9 protein-coding genes are annotated in these 13193 nt (G+C 39.6%); 2 read left to right on the top strand and 7 right to left on the bottom strand.

The window, feature by feature from the left end; all coding sequences use genetic code 11:
- Positions 1–42: 42 nt before the first annotated feature.
- The 5 genes from LCM02_RS10290 to LCM02_RS10270 form a co-directional block, all read right to left on the bottom strand.
- The gene (locus LCM02_RS10290) at positions 43–1776 is read right to left on the bottom strand and encodes a SulP family inorganic anion transporter (protein ID WP_224929127.1); all 1734 of its coding nucleotides are present in this window, start codon (positions 1774–1776) and stop codon (positions 43–45) included.
- 55 nt (positions 1777–1831) lie between these two features.
- Positions 1832–3553, bottom strand: coding sequence for a SulP family inorganic anion transporter (locus LCM02_RS10285; protein WP_224929124.1), 1722 nt, complete (start codon positions 3551–3553; stop codon positions 1832–1834).
- A gap of 163 nt (positions 3554–3716) precedes the next feature.
- On the bottom strand, positions 3717–4748 hold the full coding sequence (locus LCM02_RS10280) for a TlpA disulfide reductase family protein (RefSeq protein ID WP_224929121.1): 1032 nt from the start codon (positions 4746–4748) through the stop codon (positions 3717–3719).
- A gap of 59 nt (positions 4749–4807) precedes the next feature.
- Positions 4808–7699, bottom strand: a complete 2892-nt coding sequence (locus tag LCM02_RS10275) for a molybdopterin-dependent oxidoreductase (RefSeq protein ID WP_224929118.1) — start codon at positions 7697–7699, stop codon at positions 4808–4810.
- A gap of 53 nt (positions 7700–7752) precedes the next feature.
- Entirely contained in the window at positions 7753–9369 is a 1617-nt protein-coding gene (locus LCM02_RS10270; RefSeq protein WP_224929115.1) for a 4Fe-4S dicluster domain-containing protein, read from the bottom strand.
- 231 nt (positions 9370–9600) lie between these two features.
- Between LCM02_RS10270 and moaD the strand changes: the two genes are divergently transcribed.
- Together moaD and LCM02_RS10260 are read left to right on the top strand one after the other, a co-directional pair.
- Positions 9601–9843 carry a molybdopterin converting factor subunit 1 gene (gene moaD, locus LCM02_RS10265; RefSeq protein ID WP_224929111.1) on the top strand — a complete coding sequence of 81 codons (243 nt, stop codon included), beginning with the start codon at positions 9601–9603 and terminating at the stop codon, positions 9841–9843.
- A gap of 3 nt (positions 9844–9846) precedes the next feature.
- A complete protein-coding gene (locus LCM02_RS10260) occupies positions 9847–10275 on the top strand; it encodes a molybdenum cofactor biosynthesis protein MoaE (protein ID WP_224929108.1) in 429 nt (142 codons plus the stop codon).
- Here the strand turns inward: LCM02_RS10260 and LCM02_RS10255 are convergent, their stop codons facing one another.
- On the bottom strand, positions 10276–12054 hold the full coding sequence (locus LCM02_RS10255) for a MutS-related protein (RefSeq protein ID WP_224929104.1): 1779 nt from the start codon (positions 12052–12054) through the stop codon (positions 10276–10278).
- Between the two features lie 48 nt (positions 12055–12102).
- Entirely contained in the window at positions 12103–13188 is a 1086-nt protein-coding gene (locus LCM02_RS10250) for a HesA/MoeB/ThiF family protein (protein WP_224929099.1), read from the bottom strand.
- Positions 13189–13193 lie beyond the last annotated feature (5 nt).

Below are 13193 nucleotides of genomic sequence, written 5' to 3'. Positions count from 1 at the left end.
TATTATCATATGTAACTCTTGTTACCTGAAATATTTTTTATTTTAACGATTCGATTGTTTCGTATATTCCTGATAACTATACCGTTTCGGTAATTCAAAGCAGTTTTCTTTATAGCAATCTACTGCTTCCTGTATACTCATAAAGCAATGATCGTACCGAATTTTTTTCATCAGTTTTGACTTCACTAAAGTATCTCTTACCGGACCTTTTAATCCAGAAAATACGATGGTAATACCTTTTGCGGTAAAATAATCATGAATCTCCTCGAGCGCATAAATTGCACTACTGTCAAGTGCATTCAGGCTTTCTCCGTCAATTACCAGAAGCCTGAGATCATTTCCTTTTTCAGACGAAAATTCCTTGAGCTTATCTTTGAAATATTGAGTATTTGCAAAATACAACTGGGCGTCAAATCTGATAATAAGAATTTCTTTATGAACGATCACATCTTTAAAGCGCCTGACATTTCTGTAGAAATGAGTACCGGGGACGTTACCCAGAACAGCGATGTGGGGTTTGGTTGTTTTGTAAATCAGCATAACCAGAGAGAGAATAATTCCAAACATAATCCCTTCCTTGATCCCAACAAAAATGGTTACCATTAAGGTACTGTTCAAAATAATGAGGTCTCTTATATTGTAGGTCAATATTTTTTTGGGCATGGAAAAATCCAGCAGGCCATAGGCAGCAACAATAATGATTCCTGCAAGTACGGCTTTGGGTAGATAGAAAAATGCCGGTGTTAAAAACAGTAATGACAAAGCGATGACCATGGCCGCAAATAAAGAAGATAAAGGTGTCTTTGCTCCGGATTGGTCATTAACCGCAGACCTTGCGAAACCCGCTGTGGCTGGATAGGTTTGAAAAAGGGATCCCACCATGTTGCCAAATCCAAGGGCAATTAATTCTTTATTTGCATCTACTCTGTAACTATTGTGTTTTGACTCAATTGATTTGGCTATTGAAATGGCTTCCATAAAGCCAATTAGTGCAAGTGTCAAAGCCAGTCCTGAAATTTCCTGCATCAGATCGGTATCAAAAACCGGGATGATAAACTGAGGCAAACCGGCTGGAATCTCACCTAATATAACTACCCCTTTTCCATCCAGATCAAACATGTATACGACTAGAATTGAGAGAATAACCGCTATCAATGCGGCAGGAATCCGATTATTAAGTTTCTTTATTCCAACAACCAATAGTATCGAGATGATTCCTATCAATGCTGAGTAGAGATGCATGTTATTGAATTCGTTAAAAACTGCCTTTATCAATTCCTGAAGCTGGTTACTTCTGTTTATTTCAACGCCAAGCAAATTGCCAATCTGATTCATTCCGATGATTATGGCAGACCCTGATGTAAAACCACTGATTACAGGTTTTGACAGGAAATTCACCAGAAATCCCATACGGAATATCCCGAAAATCACTTGAAAGAACCCAACCATAAAAGCAAGTAATATAGCTAAAACGATAAAATGTTCGGATCCAATCGTTGCCAGTGTGGCAATCCCTGAAGCCACGATCAACGAGTCCATAGCTGCGGGCCCAATGGCCAGTTGCCTCGAAGTCCCCAGAAAGGCATAAACCACTTGCGGTATTAAAGCCGTATAGAGGCCATAAATAGGAGGTAGCCCCGCAATAATGGCATATGAAATTCCTTGTGGTATAAGTATGACTCCAATGGTAATACCTGCAAAGAGGTCATTTTTTAACCAGCTCAACTGATATTCTTTGAGCCATTGAAGAAAAGGAATATGCTGTTTTAAACGCATAAGACACTAGTAATAAAGGTATTGAGAAGTTATTGTATAAATAAAACTGCAGAATTTAACATTCGTGAAAGATACGAACTTTACAGGTCTCACAAATGTTTTTGTCCAATTTGGAATAAATATCACTGATCGCCGAAGGTTTGTCAGGGTAAAAATTTTCTTCACCAATTTCGTTTCGAAAGCCTCCTTTCTTTAGAATTTGCTGACTGACAATTTTCAAACCGCTAAAATAAATTCCGCCTCCTCGATCCTGCCATTTTTTTGCTTCATAAGCGAGCCAACTTGCACCGGATAGATCGATAAAGTTAATTCCCTTGGCAATGACCAACACATGCTTTACTTCGCCTTTTTCATAAAGATTTGAAAAGAATTCCGACACCACCTCCAAAGCACCAAAATAAATAGAACCATCGATTCGAACTATTTTTAGCTGAGGACATTCCTTTACTTCCGGATTTCTAATAATATTGATAAAACGATGAGCTTTAGTGGTTCCAAGAATCGCAATATTAGGTTTAGCCGTTTTTTCGAGATAGAAAAACAGAGAAAGCCCGATTCCGGAAAACAGGGCAGTTTCCAGTTCAAAAAATAATGCCCCAAACATCGTTGTTCCCAAAACAATGATCTCGCGACCGCTGCTTTTTAGAACCTGATGAATATGATGAAAATCGATAAGGTTATAACCAACCAAAAGAATAATTCCGCCCATAGCGGATTTGGGAAGGTAGGAAGCATAAGGTGAAAAAAGCAAGAGAACAATCATCAAAAAAACGGCGGCAAAAATGGCAGATAAGGGAGTTTTTGCTCCTGCCTGATAATTAACACCTGATCTTGTGAAGGAACCGGATCCCACATAGCTGGAAAAAAAACTGGCTATCATATTTGACAATCCCTGTCCTTTGAACTCCTGATTTCCATCTATTCTTTGGTGAGATGACAAGGCAATTGACCTGGCGATGGCAACGGCTTCAATGAGTCCAAGTAAGGCCAGGGTTAATGCTCCGGTACTAAGTTCCTGAATATTGGTAAGAGAAAATGCAGGAATACTAAACGGGGGTAAATTTGAGGGAATTGTACCGATGTTTTCTATCCCTTTTGCTTCTCCCCCTAGTAAAAAGGCCAAAATACTTCCAAGAATCATTGCAATAAGCATATAGAACCTGGAAAGGGGGCGAATATATTTCTTGATGATAATTGCAATCACCATGGTTCCAATAGCAACCGTAAAAACATACCAGTTGGTTTGTTCAATGTTTGATATGATCGTTTTCAGAATGGTATAAAACGAACTTCCTCTTGGAATTTCCATTCCAAATACATGTTGTAACTGCTTAAAAGCAATCAGGACCCCGGCACCCGCAGTAAAACCTATGATCACAGAATGCGACACAAAATTTACGAGTTTTCCCATTCTTGCCAGTCCCATGGCAAACTGAATCAATCCAGCCATAAAAGTGAGCACAAGGGTGAGGGAAACATAGGTTTCGATTTCAGTCATAGGGTCTGCCATTTCACTTACCGTGGCAAAGACTACAATAGAAATGGCAGTGGTAGGTCCGGAAATCAAGTGATATGAGGATCCGAACAAAGCAGCAATGATTGGAGTAATCATAGCCGTATAAAATCCATAAACTGGTGGGAGCCCTGCAATAATGGCAAAAGCCACAGCCTGAGGAATAACAATAATGGTACCGGTCAATCCGGCAACTAAATCATCTTTCCATGACTTTTTTGCCTGTGGTAACCATACGAGAAAAGGAAATAATCGTTGTAACATTACTCAGAATTACAATAATCTATAAACAGCATTACTTCTTTTAAAAAGGTAAAAAAAGGCCTCTTTGCAAGACAATTTTCCAACATAGACCAGGCCTATGTTTTTTGCTGAATATATAGAAAGGAGAGACTTTGCTCTCCTTATTTTATTTTTCCTGATGCATTTAGATTTGCTCTTCATTGAAGAGCTCTATCAGCGCTTCACTTGATGGTCTTGGCGCGCTAGGGGTAACAATGTTACCTTCTGGGTCGATAAGAATAAAACGAGGAATACCGTTAATTTTATAGGCTTCCACAAATTCAGATTTCCAACCATTAGGAGCGAACAACTGAATACCTCCTAATTCTTTTTCTTCAACCATTTTTCTCCAATCTTTATTTGCCTGTTCCCATGACCCTCCATGTGATCTGTCATCATCTATAGAGACACTTACAAAAGCAATATTCTTATCGTGGTACAATTTTTCAACTTTTTTCAAAGATGGTATTTCAGCCTTACATGGTCCACACCAGGTTGCCCAGACATCAACATAAACATATTTTCCTTTAAGATCTGAAAGAGAGGTTTTACCACCTGAAAAATTTTCGTAATCCGTGAATGTAGGAGAGGCAGCTCCTTTTGGAAGGTCCCTTTTCATTGCAAGATCATTATTGATATACCTTCTATACGAATTCAGCATGGGCTGAATTGTTCTGATACTGTTATTTACCACTGAGGTATCGATTGCTTTGTCAGAATTATAAAATTCTGTAAGTTGATTTTCTATTGAAGAAAATTCTTCTTCTCTGGAAACTGAGTCCATTGCCATTAGGGCATCAAGATCTAATAATTCTTCCTGAAGCAAGGCTTTTTTAGCCAGGAAATTACTGTGTTCTGCACCAGTTCCTGAGTATTTTACTGTTTCATCAAACATCTTGGTGTCCAGTGAAATAACAAGATCAAATCCGTTTTTCAAAAAGATCGAAGTAGATTCTCCCCCGTCATAAAAGTTATAGGTACCCGTTTCTACCTTCAGGGTATCTGAAAAACTTCCGTTTTCATCAACAGGAATAGTTTTAGAATAGGTCCTGCTTCTGATCACTACCGAATCGCTATTTTTGTCCGTAATCTGTCCTGAGATTGTAACGTAATCCTTGGGTTCATTTTGACAGGCTGCAAGGACTATTACAGCCAGTAGATATACAATTTTTTTCATTAGTAAGCTTTAAATTAAAATTCTAAAGCCAAATATAGAACTAATTATAGATTTCAGATTTATTTTTTCTCATCTTTTATATAATAAGTGGATTCATCGGGTTTAAAAGCACGCTTAAACCAAAGAGGCCTTCTTAAGCCATCGGGGCCAGGCGCCGGCCTAGTCATGGATAACCACTCTTTATAAACTTCATGAGACTTATTTGTATCGACAAAAATATCGCCGTAACTGTCATCGGGACCCGGTTTTTCAATACGTACCCTTTGATGCCAGGTATGCATTCCACTTATCGGATCAGGATGAACCGCATGTGTTATGTTCTGATGAACTCCGCCGTCTTTCCAAAAAATTCTCTTTGAATCTTTGTCATCAGAATCAAAAGGCTTTATCCCTCTTTTTGTAGTCATTTTCCACTCTCCCTTGGCTTCGTTTTTAATGTCAACTGTATTGGTTGCCCATCGGTTTCCGATAGTATCCTGCTCACGGCGCCATCTTCCAATATGATGAGAACAGGCTACAACTCCTGGTTTCATTGACTGAGTAACCCAGACCTTATCTACAAAGTAACCGATATCTGTATTCATCTTAACCAGATCACCCGTTTTAAAATTCCATTTTGCTGCATCATCAGGGTGCATCCAAATAGGGTTTCGGTTAGAGATTTCCACCAGCCATTTTGCGTTTCCTGATCGGGAATGAATAAGGGTAGGTAAACGGAAAGTAGGTACCAGGACATATTCACCATTTGATTTATCAAGCACCTCATTATGGATATGACTCTTTATATATTGTGGAATTGCGTATTCGGGCCAGTTCCAGTCTACCATGGTTTGAGAATAAAATTCATTTTTCCGCGAGGGCGTAGGAAAACCAACCATAGCTTTGCCCTGGATCATCACCCCGATATCTTTTCCATTTTTTCGGATGACTCCCGTGTCTTTGTCAACAACAGAATCTTTGAGTTCTTCTTTCGTCAAAAGGGTTTCATTCTTTTTATAGGACTCTCCTTTTTCAATTTCAAAAGCACCGTACTTTGACATATATTGAAATTCGGTAAGACCCTCTTTTTTAGCAGCCTCCGGTAATCCTTTGATGCGCTCAAAAATATATTGGTAATATTCTTCAATTGTTATTTTTTTACCGGGCCTGTAAGGAGATTCAAAATGTTTTCTGATACCCATGCTTCCATCAGGGTCAATGCGCCAGCTCAACTCGATCCAGAATTCATCTTCTTCCCATACTTCGCCGGGATTAGCTTCATAAGTATATTCCACCGGTGAACCATTTCGGCGCGCAGCTTCCCTTAAAACCGGCTGCCTGAATGCAACCCAGGTTCCTCCATGAGTAGCATAGGAATTGATATCATGTCTTTCCGCTGCCAGACCCATGGGCAGGACAAGATCTGCAAAAAAAGCAGTCTCGTTCCAGGTAGGAGTTAGGGCAGTGTGCAGGCCAAACTTCGTTTCGTCCATAAACATTTCCATCCAGGTAAATCCGTCAGGATAGGTCCATACGGGATTAAAGACCCTGGAGAAATAGACGTCCATTTTTCCTCTTCCTTCCTTGAGGAAGTGCGGGAGCAACTGACTCATTTCAAAAAATGCAAGAGGGTATTCTTTGGGAAAGTGTATCTCATTCCATTTTTTCTGGGGTTTGGGAGGATTGGGAACTTCCGGTTTAAACTTGTTCCATGAATTTGGCGAAGTTCCTCCTTTTGCCCCAACGGCTCCAGTGAGTACCGTGAGAAAATGAAGACATCTGGCTACAGCCCAGCCCCCTAAATTGGAAGCACCTGCACTTCTCCAGTTGTGACTTGCAAAACGCTCTCCTGCTTCACCTATCTTAACAGCTATTTCTCGTATCATTTCTGCTTTGACCCCGGATTCTTTTTCAGCAAATTCAGGTGTGAATTCCTTGTATTCTTCTTTCATCGCCTCAATGAAATTCTCAAATACCAGCTCTTTATCAGGGTGTTTGGCTTTTAAGTATGCTTCCCAGTTGGTCCAGTTTTCAAGATAGGCTCGGTTGTATAGATTTTTCTGAAGAATAATGAGTGCCATTGACAGTAAAACAGCAGCTTCTGTTCCCGGATAGGAAGGAAGCCAATAGTCACTCATGGAGGCCGTATTTGACAATCTTGGATCCATTGTGGCAAGTTTGGCACCTTTCATTTTTCCTTCAATGATCCTCTGGGCATGTGGATTAAAATAATGTCCGGATTCAAGATGTGCTGAGATCAACAATATAAATTTGGCTTCAGCGTGATCTGGGGATGGCCTGTCGTAACCATACCAGATATTGTATCCAAAACGAGCTCCTGAAGAGCAGATATTGGTATGAGAATTATGTCCGTCAATTCCCCAAGAAGGCAGAACCCAGTTCATAAACCCCTCATGCCCTGGTCTTCCAACGTGATAAGCGATCTCATTATGCCTATCTTCTTTCAAGGCTTTTCTGATACGTTTTGCAATTGTATCCAGCGCCTCATCCCAGGAAATTCTCTCCCATTCCCCATCACCTCTTTTACCCTTTCTTTTCAAAGGGAAGAGTATTCGGTCTGGGTCTGTGATCTGATTAATAGTTGCAGGCCCCTTTGCGCAGTTTCTGCCCCTGCTTCCGGGGTGATAAGGGTTGCCTTCAAATTTTTTAATTTCCCCCGAAGACTTGTCTATAAAAGCCGTTAAACCACAGGCGCTCTCGCAATTGAAACATGTAGTGGGAACAATTTGATAATCCGTTTTTTTCTTTTTCGGCCAGGCTTTGGGATCATACTCGATCCAGTTATCCCATTTTTCCGGAGGTGGAAAATTTTCGTACATAGCAGCCACCTCTTCATCACTGAAGTGACGCATGTCTTGATCGTGTTCTTGATAACCTTCCTTGTGAAGATCAGGAATAAGGCCAATTTTCTCTGCCAGATTCTCTATAAAAGATGCCTTCTTATAGCCCATGTTTTTGATTTAAAAGTTTAAAATACTTCAGTCTGTAGTTTATGTGAATTCATTTAAGCAAGAGGTATTCGTTGCGGTGCCTCCACCCATATTTTTTCAGTTATATAAATCCCGATCAGGATCAAAACTCCTGCAATAGCAAGAGTTATTGCCCCCGGCACAAAGATGATCAGCAATAGCGGCACGATGTTTCCAAGAATAACAGTTCCAAACCAAAACAGTCCGCGATATTGTTCTTTCAGAATCATGGACACCACTTTTTTCGCAGCTTTTGTTGGGTGTGTAATGGTGAGCTCGCTTACCAATGTCAGCAGGTTGATCACTAAAGAAACCCCGATTACGCTTCCCAGAATTTCCATCCAGATTTCAGGTTGGAAGACAACAGCGAGGATGGCAAAAACGGCTGCACCGGCCAGAACACTGTGAACCAGCATGTGAAGGGGTAAGGTTGGACTTTGCCAAAAATCTCTACCCTTGGCCTGAGCAAAAAGGAAGGCCGTATAAATAGCTAAAATCACACCGAAAACTCCTGTGAGCCCAAGAATAAAAAATTCAGGAATACTCCATTCTAAAAAAGTAGCTACGCCCCAAACAGTCATCAGCAAGCCAAAAATTGAAATCGTATATCCTCCTTTTACCAGCCATGAATTCCATTGAGGACGTAAAAGAACATTCAGAAATCTATCCGGACGATCTAAATCCATCACAAGAAACAGTCCGGTCAATCCAAGAAATCCCAGAGAAAGCCCTACAGAAATAAGCTTTGTTGTGGAAGAGATCTCATAACCAAAAATGATTGCCATCAAAGGGATCAAAAAAGCTCCTGCAGCGATCGCTTTAGTTGTTACATATGCGGATACTTCCCAGCCCCATAGAATTCCTTTATCCGGAGTATCGTATACACGCCTGGCTTTTCCATTGAGCACATCAATATAATTTGGATTTTGCATTTCTTTTTTCTGATATGCGGCCTGAAGATCATTATCAATACTCATTTGCAAAAGATTGATGTCGTCATTGGTATTCATTAGTTTTTCAGCGGCCTTGGCGTAATGACCAACTCCCCGAGCCTGAGAATTCCACAGACCTGGACCCGATCTTGCCGTGGTATCAGGATCAAGAGATTGGTAATCACCGTTGATGTAAAACAAGTTAGGGTTCGTACCTTTTTCCGGTTTTCTTACCATTACCTGTTCCCTTGCAAGTAAGGTCGCAATTTCAGTATGCGGATTATCCATGTCGCCCGCAATAATGGCGTGTTCAGGACAAACATCTACACATGCCGGTGCCCTTCCTACTTCTACTCTGTGCGCGCAATAATTACATTTTGCAGCTGTTTTGTTGTCAGGATCAATGTACAGGGCATCATAAGGACAAGCCTGCATACAGGATTTACATCCTATGCAACGGTTATTGTCAAAGTCAACGATTCCATCCTCTCTTGTGTACAAAGCCTCAACCGGGCAGATTTCCACACAGGGTGCATCAGTACAATGATTACATCGCATGACAGAAAAAATTCTTCGGGTATTTGGGAATACTCCTTTTTCGACTTGTTTTACATAGGTTCTGTTAACCCCTATGGGAACATCATGTTCACTTTTACAGGCTGTGGTGCACGCATGACAACCAATACATTTTCTGTTGTCAATAATAAATCCGTATTTCATATGCGCAATGGCTTCTTGTTAATTAAACTTCTGATAAAGAAGGCGTAAAGAACGAGTACAAGGATCGAAAAGGAAAGTCCGGGTACAGTTACTCAAATTTAGTGAAAAGCCACGGTTGGGTTGTAACATTAGTTACTTAAGTTACATAATATCATTCGAAGGTATTTATTGATTCTTCTGAGTTAATTTTTTGCTCTTGACTGTATTAACTATTTTTGTCAAAACCTAACTATGGAGATTAAGATACTGTTCTTTGGTATATCCAAAGACCTGGCTGGAACAAACAGCACAAACTTTCAAATCGAGAAAGATATTTCAGTTAAGGATGTTAGAGAATTACTCTTAAGAAACTATCCTTCATTCAGTTCGATGGATACCTTTTCTATTGCTGTTAATGAAAGTTATGCCGAAGATGATACACAAATCAATAATAATGACATAATCGCGGTTATACCGCCCGTAAGCGGAGGGTAAAGAATGAGGAACAACAGAATTTTTGTTAAACTTACCGAGGAAGCATTGTCGCTTGATGAATGTTATGAGTTTGTTCGGGATGAGGGCTGTGGAGGGCTTGCATTTTTTGTGGGAACAGTTAGAAACCGAACTGAAGAAAAAGAGGTTTTAAAGCTTGAATTTTCAGCCTATGATCCAATGGCCGTTAAGGAAATGAGTTTGATTGCCGTGCAGGCAGTAGAAAAGTTTGGTGTGCACAGGCTGGCATTGCATCACACAAAAGGAGTACTGGCAATAGGTGAAGTTCCTGTGATCGTGGCTGTATCTTCAGCGCACAGAGAAGCGGCTTTCAAAGCGTGTCAGTATGCTATAGATACCTTGAAGAAAACTGTACCGATCTGGAAAAAAGAATACTTTGAAGATGGAGAGGTATGGGTCAATGCGCATCCCTGATTAAATAATTTCCATTTTTTTAAGTAGAAACGACGCATTCATGTTTTTGCAAACCCCATCTTTCAATTTATAGTCAAAGAACAATTCTTTATTTCGGATTTCAGCATCAAAATACTTGTTTTGAACCTGATCAAATTTTTTCTCAATTTCACATAAACTCAGGTCATGTGTGGCAATGATTCCGGAGGACCCGGAGTGAACCAGTATTTCAACAAATTTTATAGATCCAAGTGCCTTGTCTTTGCTGTTTGTTCCCTTTAGGATCTCATCGAGAATAACAAAATACGACTCTTTTTTCATGGATTCCACTATAAATCTCAATCGCTTTATTTCAGCATAGAAGTACGAGTCATCATCCTTAAGAGAGTCACTGGTTCTCATACTGGTAATTAATTTAATTGGACTGTATGCCATACGTTTTGCACAGACCGGAAGCCCGACATTTGTCATCACCAATGCTAAAGATACCGTTCTTAAAAAGGTACTTTTACCGGCCATGTTAGCCCCGGTGATAATATGAAATTCTTTATCGTTTATTTCATAGTCATTTGAAACTCGCTGGTCCCTGCTTATCAAGGGGTGACCCAGTTCCCTGGCCTTCAAAATTTGATTCGTATCCACGATGGAGCTGAAATTATGATCGGGATGATTAAAAACATAATTGGATAAAGAGATCTGAGAATCAAAGTAAGCAATCACCTCAAACCATTGATCAACCTGATGCCGGTATTTTGAAATCCAAGAATCTATTCTGTTCGTATTTTTTATGTCCCATAATAGAAATCCATTCCCGAGAATTCCGAAGAGCATGTTATTTCTTTGATCAAAAGCATCGAGTATTTGTGAAAATTCTTTAAAAATTTCTGAGGCTTTCTTATCAGTAGAGTGTATTCTGTTTTGTTGCTCCCTGGCGAGAACGGCATTTAATTCAACCGATTCAATCTGGCTTAGTAGAGATTCGTATTGTTTAAAGGTATTTTTGATCTTGCCCGAAGCTTCATAAAGTGTATTTATTCTTTTAAAATAAGGTAAAGTGATCAGTAGACCTGCAAAAAACCATATTACAAGGAGGTAAAAAAAGTCCGGGGATAGTGCCGTGAGGATGACAAAAATGAGAGAAAGAGAACTAAATATCAGCGTCAAATATTTCATGAACCCTGGAAGAAACCTTTTGTGATTCTTTATCCAAGAAATGATGTCTTCAGGATTTGTTTCATTTTTGACCATTCGGGCTTTAGCCAGAAAATGTTGTCTCCAGGATACTTTTTGTGCAAGCTCTTGAACAACGAATTGTTTTTGTTTTATCTGTTCGACTTTGTTTTCAAGAAGCAAGGATGCAAGTTTCGATGTACCTGACCGGGTTGCTGTCCTATTCATAAATTGGAAAAATGACCCCTGGCCAAAAAGATCAATGTCGTTACTGTAGTAATGACGGGGATCCGAAAATTCTATTCCAGAAGGGAAATGATGAAATTCTCCCTGTAAAATTTCAATTTCCTCGAGGTTTATATTTAACAAATGCAAAGAGAGTTTCCTTTTTTTTTGTAGCTTTTGATATTTGAGAACCAGCATCAAAAATAAAACAGATCCCGGTCCGATCACCGTTAAAAGAATCAAGGTACGTTCGATCAGATAATAACTCGAAATCAACAGGATCAGGAACAGTCCCGTCCTCAGAAGCCCTATCAGTTTTAGTTGTGATTTCAAGGTGTTTCCAATTTGTTCCAATCTTCGTTTTTCTGACTGGTAAAAGGATAAAGGATTTTTTATTTCAGACATTAGGTTTATTTGGCGAATTATTATTTGAACAGGTCTTAAAAAAAGATTTTACATGAACCTGTCAATCCCTCCTTTGAGACTTAAGACATTCATCTCTGGAAATTCTTTTTTAATGCGTTTTGTCGCTAAATAACTGGAGATACCTTTATGGCATACCACAACGATATCATGATCATGGAAAGGCTGAAGCTTTTCAGGATCAAATTTCTTTAATGACATCCTGAGGTCCACTTCAAAAGGGTGTTTTACCTCCTCATTTTCAATAACGGATAGTATCATAAGACTTTCTGAGCCCAGCCTGCTTTTCAATTCAACACCTTCAATCAACAAAACCTTTTCCTGGGGCTGGCAAGCGGGGTCAAAATAGGGTTCTGACTCATAGAAGGAATCAATTTTTGCTTTTGAAAAGCCGCGTTTGAGATTCATTTTATATTGAGAATTATCAAGGGTGTTGTAAATGAGAATACTGTTAATAAGTGGCTCACCCAGTCCGGTTACAATTTTAATCACTTCATTGGCCTGCATCAAACCGATGATTCCAGCAATTGGATTCAAGGTTCCTATCTCTGAGCAATTAGGTACAGGATTCTTTGGCATTTGTGGAAATGCATCCCTCAAATTGGAGGATCGGCCACTTTCGGTTTCTAAATTGAATACCCCTACATATCCATCATGCTTGTATAAAGATCCATAAACCAGTACTTTTTCATTGAGTACAGAGTAATCGTTCAAAAGGTACTTGGTCGATAAGCTATCCGTACAATCAACTATAATCTGATAATCGGATAATTGCGAATGTATTGTTTCTTTGGTTAAGGCCCGATTATCGATACTGGTTTTTACATACGGATTCAATAATGAGATATGCTCTGATAAAACTTTAGCTTTACTTTCTCCTACCTGGTCCAAATGATAAAAAACCTGTCGATGAAGATTACTTTGATCTATTTGATCATAATCGATAAGATGAATATGCCCGATTCCGCTCCCTGCCAGATATACGGCAGCGGCACTTCCCAATCCGCCACAACCAATAACTGCGATTTTGGCCGAATTCAATTTTTTCTGACCCTTGAGCCCTAATTCGGGAAGGGTAGTTTGACGGATATACATTTTCTTTTTCGTCTCTTCCATGGTCA

Source organism: Lutimonas saemankumensis (assembly GCF_020171465.1).
Classification (GTDB): Bacteria; Bacteroidota; Bacteroidia; order Flavobacteriales; family Flavobacteriaceae; genus Lutimonas; species Lutimonas saemankumensis.
This window is presented reverse-complemented; position numbering and strand designations above follow the sequence as displayed.